The organism is Nocardia sp. CA-128927 (genome assembly GCF_050955855.1).
Classification (GTDB): Bacteria; Actinomycetota; Actinomycetes; order Mycobacteriales; family Mycobacteriaceae; genus Nocardia.
This window is the reverse complement of the sequence record NZ_CP192087.1, coordinates 6,021,811-6,039,155: the sequence shown is the minus strand read 5'-3', so window position 1 is coordinate 6,039,155 and position 17,345 is coordinate 6,021,811. Positions and strand designations below refer to the sequence as shown.

Here is a 17,345-nt window from a genome sequence, read left to right as displayed (position 1 = left end):
CTTTTGATATCGGGGGGGAGTTTGGTCTGAGCCGATGACAATGCGGGTTGCGAGCGCGGTCGCGACCGCCGCCGATGCGTTCGCCGATCGTGCGGCGATCAGCGACGGCGACTGTCTGCACGACTATGCCTCGGTGTGGGAAGCGATGGAGTGCTTCGGCGCCGGGCTGACCGAGGCTCGCGTCCGGCCGGGCACCCGGGTCGGGATCTACGTCGGATCGGGATACGAGGCGCTGCTGGCGATGCTCGCGGTCGAGCAGATCGGTGCCGTCGCGGCGCCATTGGACATCTGCGACCCGCCGGAGCTCACCCGTCGCAAGATCGCCGAGATCGGTATCGGCCACCTGATCGGTCATCGCCGGGACGAACACATCCTGACGGAGGTCGTCGACGAAATCGACGCGCTCGGACCGACCATGGTGTCGGTCGCGGGCGATTACACCTTGGCGCGCTTGGCATCCGGCCGCACCGAACCGGACGGGCGCGACGGCTTCGCGTTCTGCCTCCCGGACGGTGCCGGTGCACTCGAGGTCGGTAGCTCGGTGCTGACGGCGGCGGCGCTGGAAATGCGCGACGACATCGATGCCACCGTCAGCGACGTCGTCGCGGTGACCGAACCACTCACCACGCGGGTGGTGCTCACCTCGGTCCTGGCCACCTTGCTGGCCGGTGCGTGCCTGTCCGTGCGCCGCTGCGGCGGCGCGAATCCGGCGTGGATCGCCGAGCAGTTACACAGCGACGAGGCCTCGATCCTGCTCTGCTCGAACGACAGACTGATGGCGCTGCGCGGGGCGGGCGTGCGGACGACCGGGCCGCTGCGGGTGCTGGAGTTGACGGAGGAACGCGCCTGCGTGCGCGCGTATGACGGTCTCGGCGGTCGATATCGGGCGGAACCGTTGCCCGAGAGCGCCGACCGAGTGCGGTACGGCACGCACTCGGGGGCGTATCCATGCCGCGGTTGACGGCGGCTTAGCGTGCGATGAGGTCCGCGAGATCGTCTTCCTTACGCGCACGCAGTGTTTCGACGATCTCGGCTGTACTCGCCGTGCCCGGCAGCCAGAGCGCATCCGCCAACGCGGCCGTCACCGCTGCGTCGTCCAGCGTCGGGTCGGTACCGTGGCCGGTCGCGGCCAGCGCCACCCGCAACGGATCGGTGTCGGCGGGCGGAGTCGCCGCGCGCACGTCGAACTGTGCATCGGCGTCGAGCGCGAACTCGACGAACACCTCGTCGCCGGGGCGTAGGCCGAGATCGTCGATGAACCGTTTTATGGTGCCCGAGCGGGCCTGCACACCGACCCAGATGATCGACTGCGGGCCGAGCCTGCTCGTCAGCTCCAGTGAACGCCCTGGGCCTGCGCCGATCAAACCCGCAAGGGCGGAGGGCAGATTGAACGCCGAACCCTTGACATGCGGTGCGGCAAGGGTGGTCCGCCAGCGCAGCACGGCCCCCTCGCGATAGAGGTGCCGGGTCTTGGTCGGCGACTTGCGTTGTCGGTAGGACTTCTCCCGTCGCGCGACGATCCCGTTGACCGTGGCGAACTCGCCCGAGGCGGCATAGGTGCGCACGCTGTGCTCTTTGACGTCGAAGGTACCGGTCAGCCGGTGCACCAGATCCTCGATCGCGATCCCCTCGGGGTGCTCGTCGAGCAGCTCGCCGATCTGCCGGTGGATGGGGATGTAGCGTGCGCCACCCCATCGCGCCAGCGCCCAGCGGAAGCGGTCGGCCTTGACGAAGCGCTCGTCCGAGACCAACGCGTTGCGCACACTCGACACCGATCGGGGCGGGACGATCGCCGCCTGAATCTCCTCCAGCTTCAACGGTGTTCCGGCCAACGCGAGAACGGCTGCGGCGCTGTCGGTTACCGAACTCACGCGGGCGAGCACATGCTCATCGAGCATGCGATACCCGCAATAGGCGACCCACTCCGTCGCTTCGGGAACCGGCACGCCGAGCGCTTCGGCCAGCGTGCCGACGTGCACCAGCCCTTCGTCGGTCGCGTGCCGCGCCAGCAATTCTCGGGTCCGGCCGCGCGCGGCCTCCATGGTCTGGGCGACCACCCAGCCGTCGACGATGTCCACCCGGGTGTCGAGTCGGGCAAGCGCGAACCACACGGGCGTCCCGGTGGCGGGCAGTAGCACGTCGAGGTCGGGGTCGGCGGCGACCAGCCGGGCCAGCGCGGCGACCGGCTGTGCCGCATCGGTCAACCCGTCAGCGGCGCGGCGCAGGAACAGGGAGGACTGGAACGCGGTGTGCATGCGGTCGCGCAGGCGATTGTCCAGCTGATTGACCCGCTCGCGCGAGACGCCCAGTGCCGCACCGCATTCAGCGAGTGTGCTGGGGTGTTCGGCGAGGAGGCGGGTGGTCAGCAGATAGCGGTCGCGGTCGTTCAGTGTCGCCGTGATCCGGTCGAGCTCCGCGACCGTCGCCGGTGTCGACGCGTCGACGGTGGCGCTGTGGCGCACCAGGGCCGCAACGATTTCGGCCACGATCGAGGGGCCGACACCGCGCAGTGCGGCAAGGCTTGTCGCCGAATGTTGCCCCAGTGAATCGGCCGCGCTGTCCAGCGCGGTTCGAGCGCGCGCGGACAGGCCGAGTTCGCCCGGATCGGTACTCGCGTAGGGGAATGCCGCGGCGAACGCGATGTCCTGATGGTTGTCGAGGAAAACCGTGGCAAGCCGACGGCATACTTCGTCCAGGTGCTCATCGGGTACTGCCGCGCCGGCGGCTGTCGACATCCACGCGTTCGGCATCAACTCGCCTTCGCCGAGCAACGGCGGACCGGCACGATGGTCGGCAAGCCAAGGTAGTACATCGAGCCAGGACCGTCGCGCCAGATCACCGATCGTGAAACGGGGTAACGCGCTCAACTACTGCTCCGGTTGCGGGTTCTGCATAGAGGTTTCCGAAAAGTATAGGCTACAGCCTCTGAAGGCACTGGTAGGCGGGCTGCGACACGGTTCGACCGGCCGCCGTGTCGAGGGTAGCTGGCCTTCGGGGAAGGTCGCCGAGCGCTACCCTGACCTGGGGTTCGATTCCTTCTGCGCCGCGTCCCGGTCGTAATGGGTGACGGTTCCGATCGGCGGGACGAATCCGGCAAGGAGCATGCGCGTGGCAAACAGGCAGCGGACAGATCGGTCGCGGCCCGGGCCCGGCGCATGACGTCGCGGCTGCGGTCGGCGCCGAGCCAGGACCGGTTCGCCGCGGAGACCGAGCGGTTCCGGCGAGAGTTGTTGGCGCACTGCTATCGGATGGTCGGCTCGGCGCACGACGCCGAGGACTTGGTGCAGGAGACCTACCTGCGGGCGTGGCGGTCCTACGCCGGATTCGAGGGCCGGGCGTCGATTCGGTCCTGGCTCTACCGGATCGCCACCAACGTCTGCCTGACCGCGTTGCAGTCGCGGCGTAGTCGGGTGCTGCCCTCGGGCCTGACGGGGCCGTACGATGGACCCGATAGGCCGCCGAACCTCGTTGCGCCGGGCGAGGTTTCGTGGCTGGAGCCGCTGCCGGACGCGTTGCTCGCCCCGGCCGACGACGATCCGGCGGTGGTGGTGGTCGCCCGCGAGTCGCTGCGGCTGGCGCTCATCGCCAGCCTGCAGCACCTACCCCCGCGACAGCGCGCGATCCTCCTGCTGCGTGAGGTGCTGGCGTTCTCGGCGGCCGAGACCGCGGCGATCCTCGGCACCACCACCGCAGCGGTCAAAAGCGGTCTACAGCGGGCCCGCGCCCGGCTGGACGAACTCGGGCCGGAACCCCTCCTCGAACCGACCGACCCGCGGGCACGTGCGCTGTTGGCGGGGTACATCGCGGCCTTCGAGCGGTCCGATGCCGGTCTGCTGGAACAGGTCCTGCGTACGGACGCCACGCTGGAGGCGACGCCGTTCCGCGACTGGCAGGCCGGTCGGACGAGGTGCATCAGCATGCTCGACGAGTACGTGCTCGGCGTGCCCGGCGACTGGCGGATGCTCGCGACCACCGCCAATGGGCAGCCTGCCGCGGTTACCTATCGGCGCGACGCGGACGGCAGGCTCCGGGCTTACGGTGCGGTGGTGTTGGAGCCCACCGCACCCGGTGTGTCCGGTGTGATTGCGTTCCATCATTCCGCGCTGATCACCACCACATTCGGCTTCCCGGACTCGCTCGCGGACTGACATCGGCACGCGGGGTGGGCGCATCCTTGCGCCCACCCCGAGCCGTGCTCAGGGCAGCAGGGCGAGCTTACCGACGGTCGCGCGGCCTTCCAGATCCGCGAGAGCCTTTGGGCCGTCGGCCAATTCGTATGTGGTGGGCTGTTCGGGAGTGAGCACACCGGCGGCGATGAGTGCGAACAGCTCGCCCATGAGCTCGCCGAAGATCTGCGGTGCGGCCTGGATCAGCACACCGATGTTGAGACCGATGAGGTGGACCTGGTGCCGATACACCAAGTCCCAGTTGGTGATCGATGCCTCGCCACCTGCCAGCCCGTAGACGACGACCCGGCCGGTGACCCGCTTTGCTGCGGCCAAGCTCGCACCAAAGATGTTGCCGCCAGCTGACTCCAGCACCACATCGGCACCCGCGCCGCCGGTCAGCTGCAAAACCTCGGCGGCGATATCGGCAGCGCGGGAGTCCAGAACGTGGTCGGCCCCCAATGTCCGCACTGTCTCGTGCTTTTCGGGCGAGGCGGTGGCGATGACCGTCGCGCCGTAGTGCTTGGCCATCTTTACTGCCGCCTGGCCGGTCGCGCCCGCCGCGGCCTGGATCAGCACGGTCTGCCCGGCGGCGACGTGCCCGAGAGTCCGCAATGCGGCCAGCGCCGTCGGCCAGTTCACCACCAGGCCCAGCGCCTGCGCCGCGGTCCAGCCATCGGGCACCGGCACCGCCGCGGGCAGCACCATGTACTCGGCGAAAGCGCCGTATCCGACGCCGACGACGCAGGTTCCGAGCGTCAGGCCGGTCACCGCCTCGCCCACCGCGACGATCTCACCGGCGGCCTCGAAGCCCGCCAGATACGGCGGCTGCAGACCGTCCGGGGTCGTGCCGCGGGTCTGCGAGATATCGCGGAAGTTGACGCCCGCGGCGGCGACCCGGATCAGCACCTCATCCGGTCCGGGGAGCGGTACCGGCGCATCCGTGACGAACCGCATGTCCTGCGGGCCGTTCAGAGACATCTGCCGCAGGGCACGCATGGTGAAGGGAAGGCTCAAGACAATCGGCTTTCTGCTCGGCTTACGCGATCGAGCCCGGCCTGGTGCGCCGCGCCCACACCATGTAGACCTCGGCCCCGGCCGAAAGGGATCGACTGAGCTCACCTACCGGTTCACCCTGCATGGCTGAATGCGTCATCCCGGTAAGCGGTGGTGCTGCTTACCGGGATGACGCTCGATGTGGTGACGTCAGCCGTGCACCGGGAAGTTGGCGCGGATGACGCCATGCGGGTCCCGGGCCTGCTTAATCTTCCGAAGCCGCGCAAGGGTTTCCGGGTCGAAAGCGTCCGCAGCAGACTCGCCGGGGGCGAGGAAGGTGTACGGCTTGGACCCGGTGATGTGCGGACCGAGTGCGCCGAGGATCTCGCCGAACCGGGTCCGGACGTCGTTGCTCGGGTTCGGCAGGCCGAGCAGGTAGAGCGCGTACGGTTCGCTGACCGGACCGCGGGCGCCACTGTCGGGGCGGGCTTCGGCCAGCGCGCCGCCCAGATTGCGGATCTGGATGTTGAGCAGCGGTGCGGTCGGCGCATCGATGAGTGTCTTCACCACCGCGTCACCGAGATCGGTGAGCAGTTCGCCGCGCGACAGCGACGGGCTCGGGTCGGTGGGCTCGGCGGTGATCTGACCGATCTGTGCGGGGGTCAGCGCGCCTCGGGTGTCGGCGATGATGCCGTCGATGCTGTCCAGGCGATGGGTCAGCTCGCGGCCTTCCGCGGGATCGCCGAGGTAGGCGAAGTCGAGGGCGACGGTCGGCGCGAGGCCGGGAATCTGGTAGCGCTGCAACCAGACCGACAGCTCCGGGGACGCGTCGGTGGTGAGTTCGGTGAACAGTTCGAACGCCTCGCGGGTGCGTTCGGCCGACCACATCACCCCGCCGCCGTACAGCTGCGGCAGCGGGAACAGGTCGAACTCGATTTCGGTGACGATCGCGAAGTCGCCGCCGCCACCGCGCAGCGCCCAGAACAGCTCCGGATCGGTATCGGCGGTGATGCGGCCGCGCTGGCCGGCCGCGTCGACGATCTCGAAGGCGCGCACCGCGTTCGCGGCCCAGCCGTGCTTGCGGGCGAACCAGCCGAAGCCGCCGCCGAGGGTGTACCCGGTCACTCCGACCACCGGGTTGCTACCGGCTAGCCCGGTCAGTCCATGTGCGGCGGCCGCGGCCTGCACCGCGCCCCACTGCGCGCCGGTGCCGACCCTCGCCACCTGACGCTCGGCATCGATCTCGAGGTGATTCAGTGCGCCGGTACGGACGAGAATCGCGTTGTCGATATCGCCGGTCGCGCCGTGCCCGGTCGGCTGTGTCACCACCTGACGACCCGCACGACCTGCGTACTGCAGCACATCCACGACATCCTGGGCGTCCGCGACCTCGACGACGGCCGCCACCGACTGCGCTACCGCCACGTTCCACGGCCGCGCCGTCTGCTCGAATGCCTCGTCACCCGGCAGCAGCACACTCCCACGAACCGCACTGCGTAGATCCTCGATACCCATTGTTCTGCCTCACTCAATGTTTCCTATTACGTTGCTGCCTGGATGACGATATGCGGCGGGCAAGTGTGACATCCGAGCCGACCCATAACGATCAGTCCTGCTCAGAGCCGTCCACGACCTGGTCGGTCGGCACCGCGACGAACTCGTCACGCCTGTGGGAGGCTGTGCCGCATGAAATCTGGTTGCCCGGACAAGATCTCGTTCTGCGTCACCTGCAAGAACCGGCTCTGGCAGTTGCAACAGACGTTGCCGGTCAATCTCGAAACGGTGCTGGCCGATGGCCGGTCGGAGATCGTGCTGGTGAACTACAACTCCGACGATGATCTCGAGGAGTGGGTGCGGCAGTTCGGTGCGCACATCGACAGCGGTGTCCTGCGGTACATCCACGAGGGGACCGAGCAGTTCTTCCATTGCTCCAAGGCGAAGAATCTCGCGCACTTCGCCGCCACCGGCGATCTGCTGGTGAATCTGGACGCTGACAACTTCATCGGTGACACCATCGTCAGCTGGCGGGCGGTCTGGGCGCAGCACGGCGACACGGTGATCCAGAACCGGTACGAGGACGGATCGGACGGCACGTACGGTCGAATCGGTTTGCCCCGTACCCATTTCATGGCACTGGGTGGGTACGACGAAGAGATGTACCCCGTCGCGGTGCAAGATCTCGATCTGGTCGAACGGGCGCGGGCGTCGGGCCTCGAGCACCGGCAACTCGTGCAGGGCGGGTTGCCGGCCATCCGGAACAGCATCGAGGAGAAGATCCGTTACTGCGGCACCGACCTGACCTACCAGGAGATGCAGGCCGCCAATCTTGCGCGGATGCGGGAAAACCTGAAGCGCGGCGACCTCATCGCGAATCGGACCCGTCGCCCGATGAAGGTCAAGCTCAACTTCATTCAGGAGATAGAGGTGTAGTCCACTGAGCGCGTTCGGCGAGCAACCCCCAATATGGTCCTCGTGCAGCCTGCGACGACATTCACGTTCTACCGGACCATCGGCAACGACCTGCCGCCACGGCATCGCACCGGCCAGTCACTCGACAACGTCCGATTCATTCTGGAGAACGAACCAAACTTTCCGGGTTGCACCAAGCGCTGGATGGTGAACCGCATCGTCCATCGCGCGGACGAGGATGCCGTCTTGGCGATGCTCGAGGACTACGAACAGCCTTATCTGCGAATCCCTTTCGATCTCGACGAGTACGCGGAACAGGACTGGGATCTCGACTGCTTCCCCGATCCGACGCTGTTCTACTCGGCGGAGTTCGATGGCTGCCACGCGCCGGACAGGCGGTGGGCCGAGCATCGTGCGCGGCGCCGCAAGGTCGTCTACGCGATGAACGTGAACGGCGCACGCAATCTCGCGCTGCGGGAAGGTCGACGCACCGCCCGGTGGGTCCTGCCGTGGGATGGCAACTGCTTCCTGACCGAAGGGGCCTGGAAGGCAATCACCCGGTCGATCGAAGAACATCCGAGCGCCAAGTACATTGTGGTGCCGATGGCCAGGCTGTGCAGCAACGACGAGCTGTCCAGTCCGACGGTGGCCGCGCACGCGACCGAAGAGCCGCAGGTGATGTTCCGCGCCGACGCCGTCGAGGAGTTCGACGAGCGGTATCCCTACGGTTGGCGCAACAAGACCGATCTGCTGACCCGCATCGGGGTCGCCGGGATCTGGGATACCTGGTCGACCTCACCGTGGGATCTGCCCGCCAACCCACCGTCGGTGGAGGCGGGCCAGTTCATCACCGCGGGTTGGGTGGCCAGGCTGGATTCGGGCAACCCCGGACAGGAGCGCGGTCCGAAATCCTTGCTGCACCGGGGGATAGCGCGGACGGCCGCGATCCTGTCGATGATCGACGAGCTGGACAGCTCGGTGCTGAGCGCCCGGGTCGACCCCGGCGAGCCGGTGTACTACCAGCCCGAACGGCTCGACTGGCTGCGCAGAGAGGTGGTCGGCAACGCACGTGAGCTCACCGCGGACCTGAAGTCCCACGCTCAGCAGGCTATTGGCCGCGGCACCCAGTCCGTGACACGCAAGGCCACGGTGGCACCCAGCGGAGACATTCACGACTACACCTCGGATGACCGGACCGGGCTGCAGCGGTTGTTCGACGACAGCACCCTGTGCGCCCTGGCATGGGAGACGACCAAGGATCAGTGCTACGCCGATCACGCGGCGGCACTGATACGTTGCTGGTTCGTCGACCCGCAGACGCGGATGAATCCGCACCTCCGATATGCCCGAGTGCGTCCCGATCAGGCTTCGCAGCACGGCATCAGCGACGCGAAGGACCTCTACTACTTCCTTGACGCCGCACGCACTTTGGAGCGATCGGGCACCCTCGGGGCCGACGATGTCGCGGCCCTGCGCCGCTGGCTGACCGAGTACCGGGACTGGCTGGTGACCAGCGACCACGGCGTTGACGAACGGCGAAAGCGCAACAGCCACGGCACTTTCTACGATTTGCAACTCGGCGCGGTCGCAGCGTACCTGGGTGACGCGGCGAGCCTCGTCGGCGTCTTGCGCCGGTTCCGGGAGCGGCTGCGTCTCCAGTTCGCCGTCGACGGCTCCCAGCCGCTAGAACAGGTCGGTCCTCATCTGGGGCACCACACTTGCTTGTCGCTACAGGGCTGGATCGGACTGGCCGGGCTCGCGCGGTGGTGCGGTGCGGACCTGTGGCATTACGAGACCGCCGATGGCCGTGGGATGCGCCGTGCGCTGCTGGCGGGCTTGAATCCCGCGGCGCCGTGGATGAATGGCGACCTCGATGCCCATCGACTCGCGCCGATCCGAATGGCCTACGAGGAGCATTTCGGCGAGGGCAACACTTCCCGGGAAGTGGTTGCAGCACGGTATGTTTCGAATCCCGCGGTGTTGGACTCGTCCTACGGCATCAGGCCGTACTGGTTCCTGTGAAGGGTTCTCAGATCAGTACGTGGTCATGTGGACGCCCGACGAAGGCGAACTGGGCGGTGCGCACCAGTGCGTTGTCGGTTGGTTGCCAGGTGTGCGCGGTCAGATCGTCGGTGCGCCAGTAGATGAAGTTGAAGCGGTCGGTGGCGTAGATCTTGATGCCGTCCGCGTTGAGCTGGGCGAGCAGTGCGCTGTCCTCGGCGAGGCTGACGTCGGCGAACTTGTAGTGGCGCAATAGATCTGCTTTGCCCAGGAACGTGCCACCGTGCAGTCGGTTGACGTAGCGGTGCTCGTAGCCGGGCAGTCGCAGCATCGTGGTGTTGTCGCCCGCGAAGTAGGCGTAATGCGCGCCCTTGCCGACCAGTTCGGCCTCGGTGTAGTCGAAAGCGCGGACCAGGTCGGACAGGTAGTGCGCGCCGTAGAGGTCGTCGTCATCCATCTTGGCGATGAAATCGCCTTCGGCGGCGTCGATTCCGAGGTTCAGGCAGGCGCCGAGGGTCAGTGTGTCGGCGGCACGCAGCACTACGACATCGGAGATCCCGGCGGCCACCGCCTTCTCTCGGACGGTGGCCGGATCGATGTCGAGGCCGTGCAGAATGACGATGAGCTGCAGCGGGCGATGGACCTGTCCGGCCACCGAGGCGATGGCGTGGTCGATCTGTGCGGTGCGCCTGGTGGACAGCACCACCGAGATCGGGCGAGATCGGGTGGGCACCGGGAGGCCTGCGGTGCGCAGGATCTGGTCCACCCGATGTGAGGTCAGGTGGCTGTCGTGGACCGCACGCATGGCCAGATGTCCTTGGCGTGCACGCAGTTCCGGGCTGTTGAGGAGGTGCTGGATCTGGTTGAAGGAAGCCAGTTCCGTGTCGACCATCGGGATCAGTGCGCCGAAAGTATCGCGGATGGCCGTCGACGGAGTGGACACGATCGGGGTGGCGCAGGCGGCGAGTTCGACGACTTGGCGGTCGACCGGCGAGTCGAGATCCGAGTGCACGGACAGGAATACCTTGTACATCGAGTACACGGTGGGCAGGTCGACGTCGACTACGTCACCGACGATGTGCGGCAACAGGTTCGGCGGCCAGTGGTGTCGGGCGTCTTCGGCGAAGATGTGCAGGCCCGTCCGGCACAGCGGCCGCAGGACGGTGTCCAGTTGTTCGCGGAATCCCGGATCCTCTTGGCGGGCATACGGACCCGCGTAACCGATGTCGTGGCTGCGATCGAACTTGCCCTGGACCGGGTTGTACAGCCGGGGCTGCGCCGCCGGTGCCAACATGGCGACTCGATCGTGTCCCAGTGCCGCCCGGCATTCGACCACCATGTCGGCAGCGGCGGTGAAGACGTGGTCGAACAGCCGCGCCACGTCGGCGAAGGCATCGAAATCCGAACGGGCACAATCAATCCAGAACACCGTCGGGATTCGCTCGGCCCGGCACCGGTCGATCACGGAGCGAAGTTCGGACTCGCCAGCCGACCAGCGATCAAGCCCCGTGGCCGCCACGAACAACAGGTCCGGCCGCCGGTCCGGGAGCACAGTCCGCCATTCGTCGGGGCCGAATTCGGCCTGATCCCACTCGTAACCGAACGTCGAGCGTGCGTCGTCGGTCAGGATTACCGCAACTGCCAGCTCGGGTCGCGCGATCGGTCCCACCGTTCGCGGCGTCGCGGGTATGTCGACTACCGGCGTCCCGAGCGGCCCCTCGATACCCAGTTCTCGCTCCAACTCGCGGATGCGTTGGTGCAGCCGCTCGATGGTCCGACGATCCTCCGGTTGCCAGTTGACGGGCCCGAACCGCAGGAATGTCGGTTCGTCAGCAGGCCCATGGCTCATCGGTGGCACCTCAGTTTCGTCCTGCTGGCATCGATCATTACCCGAATCGGAATGCATCATTGCCATTGTTGCCGCTGGTGAAACTATGGCAACTTCAGAGCGTCCTGAGCTCGTCACAAAGGCGCCGATAGAACGAGAGCGCGGGCGGAGCGTCGGAAGCACCACTGGGCGCACCGGATTCGATCCACTCGGTGAAGGTCGCGAACAGGACCGTGCTGGCGACGGCGAGCAAGAACCGCACTCGCGAGCGTTCCGTGGCGGGGATCGTCGCGAGCAACCCGTCGGTCCGCGCGTTCGTCGCGGCCGTTGCCGCCGCCATCAGCTGTGGCGATGACGTGATGGTCTCGTACACGCTCACCGAGGCGGCGAGGTCGGGATCGTCGTCCAGATCGGCCAGCACGCTGCCGAAGACCTGCTCGATGTCGTGCATGCGCACCTCGTGCGGATCCATCCGCGCGAACATCGCGTCGACGGCGTTGCTGAACGCCCACCGGTCGTAGACGAGCGCACTGTCCCTGGTGGCGAAGTAGCGGAAGAACGTGCGCGCCGACACCCCGGCACGCGCGGCGATGTCATCGACGGTGACCTGGTCCGCGCCTCGTTCGACGGCCAGTGCCACCGCGGCCATATGGATCTCCAGCTCGGTCTGCCGCCGTCGGCGCTCCCGCAGGTCCGGGCCGCGGCGCTCGTCGGCGGCGTCTGTGTGCTGCATCACTCCAGCCTAGCAAAGTGGCAGAAATTACCCATATGGCAGGCATTGCCACTATGGCAGAGTCTGCCATTCGTGCTTAGCCTGTGGGTAGCCGACCTCCCCTGCCAATGCCGCTAAGGGCCGGATTCGGGCTTCTCTAACCCCTCTGGTGAAGTCGAAGGAGCCAGTTTCATGACGTCGTCACAACTGTTGGTTCGCCCGCTCGCGCCGAGCGAGGTGACGCATTTCCGGTTCGGGCTCTACGTGGGGTATGCCGCGCGAGTTCGCGGCAAGCTCGACTCGGCCGCGCTGGCACAGGCGTTCGCGATCCTGCGCGAGGCGTACCCGATCCTGTCCGCCCGGCTGGTGCTCGACCATGTGAGCCAGCCGTCCATCGAAGCCGCGCCGGAACTGTCCGCCGCGGTCGATGAGGTGACCGGCCCCACCGACGAACCGCTGTTCGGACTGCCCGACCTGGCCGACCGCGCCGCAGCGATCCACACGGTGCGCGGCAGCGACGACACGGCCACGGTCACCCTGCTGACCCATCACGCCATTGCCGACGGCCACCACTCGCTACACCTGCTATCCGAACTATGGCACCTCTATACCGCTTGTGTCGCAGATGAATTGACCGCGCCACATCGCCACGACTACCCCCATTCCCTCGAGCACCTGCTCGATCAGCGCGGCATCGATGTCGGTCCGACCGTGCTGCCGGACGAGAACGTACTCGGCGCCCTCGCCGACGTCGATATCCCGTCGACCCCGCCCGAACGCGTTCGCACTCGTCTCTCCGCCGCCGACACCGCCGCGCTGCTCGCAGCCGGGCGTAGCCAGGGGACCACGATCAATGGCCTCGTCTCCGCGGCCCTGCTGGCCGCCACCGCCCAAAGCCGCGGCGTCGACATCGCCACCTTGCACTACACCTATCCCGTCGACCTGCGCTCCAGACTCACCCCGCGGGTCGGGTATCCCGAGGGCACCAATGTCCTTGGTATGGCCTACTTTACGGCGGATTCGCACGCCGACGACGACCTCCTCGCGCTGGCCCGAGCGATCACCGGCAACCTTCGCGAAGGAGTCGCCACCGGCGCCGTCTTCGCCGGCAGCTCCCAGTTCATGGCCGCCGCCACCGCGCAAGGGGATTCGATCAACCCCGCGGAGTTTCTGTCGACAATGGTGATATCGACGAATTGGGGCGTCATCCCGCACTTGCCGACCCCGCCCGACCTCACCATCGAAGACTTCTACCCGGTCATGCCGAGCAACCCCATGACAGCCGTCGCCCCCTACGTCATCACCACCTATGACGGCCAGCTCACCATCGACACCTCCGCTCGCTCCGCCGAGACGAGCCAACTCCTCGCCGATCAGCTGCACAGCTTGGCTAGGGCATTCTGATTAGGGCAGCATCTTCGAGGCGGAATTGCCTGCGGTATCAGAGTTTCGGCATACGAATCTATCGACCGTTCGCCCTTCGCATCTGGGGAGCTCCGAGCCGAAAGGTCTTTCTGTACAAGGATGTTCGGCAGTGCGGTAGCCTGAATGCATAGGTCGGTCCCGCCGTCGATTGGTTCGGTTGCCGCAAATGCCTCCTGATACGAAAGTCGGAGGGGGGTCTCGGTGCAGGAGAAACTGACTTCGGTCGACAAGGTGCTCCTCGTGCTGAAGGCCCTGGGTGACTCGTCTTATCCACTGCAACTGCGCGAAGTCGTGGAGCTGGTCCACCTCGCGAAATCAACGACCCACCGGTTGTTGGCGGCCCTGGTGCGTTATGACCTCGTCGTCAGGGTTGGCGAGCGCTACCTGCTCGGCGACGGCGTAATCGATTGGGCCGTAACGATGAGTCGGGATGATCTGAGCCTGCGATCCACGGTCCTGCCGCATCTCATCGACCTGCACAACTCGACCCAATCCGTGGTTTTCCTCGGCGTGCTCGGCGACGGCGGCGTCCACTACGTATCAAGTCTGTTCGGCCACACCGTGATCAAAACGCCGTCCCGCCAACGCGATTGGGCACCGGCCCATTGCACCGCCGTCGGAAAAGTATTGCTGTCCGGGCTGCGGCGCCGACCCGACGCCCTTCCCACCTACCCGTTCATCGAAGTCGCGTCAGCCGGTGCGAGGTCCGCGTTGGCCGCCGAACTGCGGACCATCCGCCGGACCGGCTTCGCCTACAACCGCGAGCAGTACGCACCCGGCGTCGCGTGCGTCGCGGTAGCCCTGCCCGACACCGATAGCGGCATCCACGCCGCCATCGGTGTCTGCGACCGAGCCGACCGCCTGCGCCCCTTGGAAGTCCTCGGTAACTTGCGCCGAACCGCCTTGATCTCCGCCATCGCCATGCACCCCGGAGTGCCGAACAGGGAATGAACCGGTGCCGCTGGCGGGCGCGATACGTCAGCGTCCGCCGCATTTCGTGAGCCGTGTCTCCAACCTCGTAAAGGTTGCGTCAGGGTTGTTTCTCGCGGGGTTGGTGCGATCTACGGTGGCATTCAGGACATGGGTGTCGGAGTGTGGAGGTCTGGTTGCATCAGCAATTCTCGGTCGCGGCTCTGGAGTTACGTGGCCGGACGGTGCAGCGCACCGTTCGGCATGGGGTTCCGGGGCTGGTTCGGGCGGTGTCGATGGCAGCGCCTGCGGCGATCGCGGTATCCGATGGTTCCAGCGAGCTGACGTATCGGGAGCTGGAGTTGCGGTCGGATCGGGTGGCGCGGCTGCTGCGCGCTACGGCTCCGCATGGCCGACCGGTCGCGGTCGCGGTTCCGCGCGGGCCGGCGCTGCTCGTCGCGTTGCTCGGGGTGCTGAAGGCGGGCCTGCCCTATCTGCTGGTCGACCCGAGCGAATCCTCGGCGCGGATGCGGCAGGTCACCGAGATCGCTGATTGCGCAGTGGCATTGGTGACGGGCGCCGGTAGGGAAGCGGTCGTCGAGTGCGGTTTGCGCGCCGTGGACATGCCTCGTGAGTCCGACGCGGACGAGCTGGACCCGCTAGCCGAGGTGCCGTCGGATCAACCGGCGTATGTGCTGTTCACGTCGGGATCCACGGGCACGCCGAAGGGCATCGTCGGGGCCGGTCTCGCGCTGTGCAACCGCCTGGAATGGATGCGCGACACCTATCGAGTCGGTGCCGCCGACCGAATCCTGCAGAAGACCCCGGTCACTTCCGATATGTCCGGATGGGAGCTGCTGCTGCCGCTGATCGCGGGGGCGCGCTGCGTCTTCCTGCCATCGGGGGAGCACCGGGATCCGGTGGCGGTGGCCCAGGCAATCGTCCGGCATCAGATCACCATCTGTCATTTCGTTCCGTGCATGCTGCGGGAGTTCCTACGGTGGCCGGACGCGGCCGCGTGCACTTCGCTGCGGCACGTGTTCTGTAGCGGTGAACCACTACCAGCGCCGGTGGCGCGGCAGTTCGCGGCGACGCTGCCCGCGGCGCTGCACAATCTGTACGGTCCGGCCGAAGCCGCGCTCGACGTGACGGCGTGGACCTGTCCGGCCAGGCCGGAGGACATCGGCTCGGTGTATATCGGCCGTCCGATCGACAACTGCGTGCTGAGCGTGCTCGGTGCGGACGGCGAGCCGGTGCGGCCGGGTGACGAGGGCGAACTGCACATCGGTGGCGTCCCGCTGGCGCAGGGCTATCTGAACCAGCCGGACCTGACGGCGCGCGCGTTCGTCACGGCGCCCGAAGGTTCGTCTGTTCCTATGCTCCATCGAACCGGAGATCGGGTGCGGCTGGTCGACGGCGAGTTGGAGTACCTGGGCCGCATTGATGACCAAGTGACCATCTGTGGACAGCGGATCGAGACGGGCGAGATCGAACGCTGTCTGCTCGCGGATCCGGAAGTCGCGGCCGCCGTGGTGGTCGCGGTCGACGTCGATGGCGACACCACCATGGTCGCGTGGATTCAGCCCGCCGATCTCGACTGCGAACCGGATGGTTTGTTTCGGCGGCTGCGAGGCTGTCTCGGCGGGCAGCTGCCCCCGGCGGCTGTCCCGAGCCGCTTCGTGCGTACTCGCCGGATTCCGTTGACTCGCAACGGAAAACAAGACCGGGCACAACTGCGTCGCAGAGCGGTCGAGCAAGTGCACGCGCGCCCGGCGGCGATTTCACAGGCAGGTGGTGCGCAGGGGGCATCGCGACGTCTAGCGCGGAGCGTCGTGGGCGCCCACTCCGAGCAGCCGGCCGCGCGCGCCGGACTGGTCGAGGGGCGCTGGTCGGCCCAACGAACGGCGTAACCGGCGCTGACTCACGCGGCCACCCGGGAGGCCTCGCTTACAGAGACCTTGCTCGGCTGAACTCGAGTAGTCATACGGTGTTGCCAGCGGGGCGGGTCGCAGATGCTGGATGGATGCAGAAGTACTGGGGATTGTTCTGGGCGGTGACGGGTTTGGTGATCGTTGTTGCCGCGCTGGCGATTTGGGGTGATCTGGCGGCGTCGACGGTGATCGGGGGCGGGCTGGGGTTTGTTGCGTTCTTCTGGTTCGTCGCGGTGTTGACCGTGCCGTGGAACCTGTATTTCGGTGCGCGGCAAGTAGCGCATCGGCTCGAGAAGGCACGCGAGCGGGAGATCGTGGCGCCGGTGGGGCGGGCGCGAGAAGTCGAGACCTTGGCCAAACGGCTGCTGCTGGTGGCGATCGGGTCGCATGTGGTGTCGGCGGTCATCGCCGCGGTGGTCGCGTTGTGCACCGGCTACGAGATCGGCTATTACGTCGCCGGGTTCTTCCTCGTGACCGTGCTGATCCGGCCTGCGGCAGCGTATTTCGCTTACCTGCGGGCCCGGATCGCGGCCATCTCGCTGGAGGCGGCCTATCCGCCGGACGATGTGCGCACACTGCTCGAACAGGTGCGGTTCCTGACCGAGCGGCTCGATGCCGCCGAGTCGCACGCCGGTGCTCGAGCCGAGGCCGATGCGCGTCAGGTCGACGAGCTGCGCGATGAGGTGCGGCGGCTGGATCAGCGGGCCCGCGAGGAACAGCGCACTATGCGCGAGGTCGTGGCCCGCGACCAGGCCGAGGTAGTCGAGCGGGTCGCCGCGGTCGACCAGCGTGGCACCGCCATGGTGGCCCGCTTTGATTCCGCGCTCGACGGCATTACCGATCAGCAGGAGATCCTCGCGGGCTTGCGAGCTTTCGCGCGTCTGATGCGGGAGGCGCCCTCCGTGTAGCCCCGGGGACCTCCATGTCGATCTGAAATGGTCCCAGCCCACGGACTCTCGCGAAGCATC

General features: G+C 66.9%; 13 protein-coding genes. 8 read left to right on the top strand and 5 right to left on the bottom strand.

The genetic code is table 11. From position 1 onward, the window contains the following. Positions 1–34 precede the first annotated feature (34 nt). Positions 35–961, top strand: coding sequence for an AMP-binding protein (locus ACQPW1_RS28330; protein ID WP_433654666.1), 927 nt, complete (start codon positions 35–37; stop codon positions 959–961). Positions 962–968: 7 nt separating this feature from the next. Here ACQPW1_RS28330 and ACQPW1_RS28325 read toward each other — a convergent pair whose 3' ends face one another. Continuing rightward, entirely contained in the window at positions 969–2,867 is a 1,899-nt protein-coding gene (locus ACQPW1_RS28325; RefSeq protein ID WP_433654664.1) for a sigma factor-like helix-turn-helix DNA-binding protein, read from the bottom strand. Positions 2,868–3,155: 288 nt separating this feature from the next. On the opposite strand from ACQPW1_RS28325, the gene ACQPW1_RS28320 reads away from it, so the two are divergent. After that, positions 3,156–4,148 (top strand): sigma-70 family RNA polymerase sigma factor, encoded by a 993-nt coding sequence (locus ACQPW1_RS28320; RefSeq protein ID WP_433665355.1) that lies wholly within the window; start codon positions 3,156–3,158, stop codon positions 4,146–4,148. A 48-nt stretch (positions 4,149–4,196) separates the two neighbouring features. Here the strand turns inward: ACQPW1_RS28320 and ACQPW1_RS28315 are convergent, their stop codons facing one another. Together ACQPW1_RS28315 and ACQPW1_RS28310 are read right to left on the bottom strand one after the other, a co-directional pair. Continuing rightward, the gene (locus ACQPW1_RS28315; protein WP_433654662.1) at positions 4,197–5,147 is read right to left on the bottom strand and encodes a zinc-binding dehydrogenase; all 951 of its coding nucleotides are present in this window, start codon (positions 5,145–5,147) and stop codon (positions 4,197–4,199) included. A 225-nt stretch (positions 5,148–5,372) separates the two neighbouring features. Continuing rightward, complete coding sequence (locus ACQPW1_RS28310; RefSeq protein WP_433654660.1) at positions 5,373–6,677, bottom strand: FAD-binding oxidoreductase; 1,305 nt, start codon at positions 6,675–6,677, stop codon at positions 5,373–5,375. Between the two features lie 171 nt (positions 6,678–6,848). On the opposite strand from ACQPW1_RS28310, the gene ACQPW1_RS28305 reads away from it, so the two are divergent. Both ACQPW1_RS28305 and ACQPW1_RS28300 read left to right on the top strand, forming a co-directional pair. Then, a complete protein-coding gene (locus ACQPW1_RS28305; protein ID WP_433654658.1) occupies positions 6,849–7,592 on the top strand; it encodes a glycosyltransferase in 744 nt (247 codons plus the stop codon). A 42-nt stretch (positions 7,593–7,634) separates the two neighbouring features. Continuing rightward, a complete protein-coding gene (locus tag ACQPW1_RS28300; RefSeq protein ID WP_433654656.1) occupies positions 7,635–9,593 on the top strand; it encodes an alginate lyase family protein in 1,959 nt (652 codons plus the stop codon). Between the two features lie 7 nt (positions 9,594–9,600). Here ACQPW1_RS28300 and ACQPW1_RS28295 read toward each other — a convergent pair whose 3' ends face one another. Continuing rightward, the gene (locus tag ACQPW1_RS28295) at positions 9,601–11,421 is read right to left on the bottom strand and encodes a glycosyltransferase family protein (protein WP_433654654.1); all 1,821 of its coding nucleotides are present in this window, start codon (positions 11,419–11,421) and stop codon (positions 9,601–9,603) included. A 94-nt stretch (positions 11,422–11,515) separates the two neighbouring features. After that, positions 11,516–12,133: a TetR family transcriptional regulator gene (locus ACQPW1_RS28290; protein WP_433654652.1), complete on the bottom strand. Its 618-nt coding sequence runs from the start codon at positions 12,131–12,133 to the stop codon at positions 11,516–11,518. A 171-nt stretch (positions 12,134–12,304) separates the two neighbouring features. Between ACQPW1_RS28290 and ACQPW1_RS28285 the strand changes: the two genes are divergently transcribed. The 4 genes from ACQPW1_RS28285 to ACQPW1_RS28270 all read left to right on the top strand — a co-directional run bounded on the left by ACQPW1_RS28285 (position 12,305) and on the right by ACQPW1_RS28270 (position 17,285). Next, complete coding sequence (locus ACQPW1_RS28285; RefSeq protein ID WP_433654650.1) at positions 12,305–13,516, top strand: phthiocerol/phthiodiolone dimycocerosyl transferase family protein; 1,212 nt, start codon at positions 12,305–12,307, stop codon at positions 13,514–13,516. Between the two features lie 222 nt (positions 13,517–13,738). Beyond that, complete coding sequence (locus tag ACQPW1_RS28280) at positions 13,739–14,488, top strand: IclR family transcriptional regulator (RefSeq protein WP_433654648.1); 750 nt, start codon at positions 13,739–13,741, stop codon at positions 14,486–14,488. A gap of 155 nt (positions 14,489–14,643) precedes the next feature. Then, positions 14,644–16,356 carry an amino acid adenylation domain-containing protein gene (locus tag ACQPW1_RS28275; protein WP_433654646.1) on the top strand — a complete coding sequence of 571 codons (1,713 nt, stop codon included), beginning with the start codon at positions 14,644–14,646 and terminating at the stop codon, positions 16,354–16,356. Between the two features lie 113 nt (positions 16,357–16,469). Next, positions 16,470–17,285, top strand: a complete 816-nt coding sequence (locus ACQPW1_RS28270) for a hypothetical protein (protein ID WP_433654644.1) — start codon at positions 16,470–16,472, stop codon at positions 17,283–17,285. Positions 17,286–17,345: the final 60 nt, after the last annotated feature.

Bases quoted from the DNA above. Each gene is read 5' to 3' on its own strand.
- ACQPW1_RS28305 (WP_433654658.1), top strand. From the start codon at position 6,849: ATGAAATCTGGTTGCCCGGACAAGATCTCGTTCTGCGTCACCTGCAAG.
- ACQPW1_RS28320 (WP_433665355.1), top strand. From the start codon at position 3,156: ATGACGTCGCGGCTGCGGTCGGCGCCGAGCCAGGACCGGTTCGCCGCG.
- ACQPW1_RS28290 (WP_433654652.1), bottom strand. From the start codon at position 12,133: ATGCAGCACACAGACGCCGCCGACGAGCGCCGCGGCCCGGACCTGCGG.
- ACQPW1_RS28330 (WP_433654666.1), top strand. From the start codon at position 35: ATGACAATGCGGGTTGCGAGCGCGGTCGCGACCGCCGCCGATGCGTTC.
- ACQPW1_RS28285 (WP_433654650.1), top strand. From the start codon at position 12,305: ATGACGTCGTCACAACTGTTGGTTCGCCCGCTCGCGCCGAGCGAGGTG.
- ACQPW1_RS28270 (WP_433654644.1), top strand. From the start codon at position 16,470: ATGCAGAAGTACTGGGGATTGTTCTGGGCGGTGACGGGTTTGGTGATC.
- ACQPW1_RS28315 (WP_433654662.1), bottom strand. From the start codon at position 5,147: ATGTCTCTGAACGGCCCGCAGGACATGCGGTTCGTCACGGATGCGCCG.
- ACQPW1_RS28310 (WP_433654660.1), bottom strand. From the start codon at position 6,677: ATGGGTATCGAGGATCTACGCAGTGCGGTTCGTGGGAGTGTGCTGCTG.
- ACQPW1_RS28295 (WP_433654654.1), bottom strand. From the start codon at position 11,421: ATGAGCCATGGGCCTGCTGACGAACCGACATTCCTGCGGTTCGGGCCC.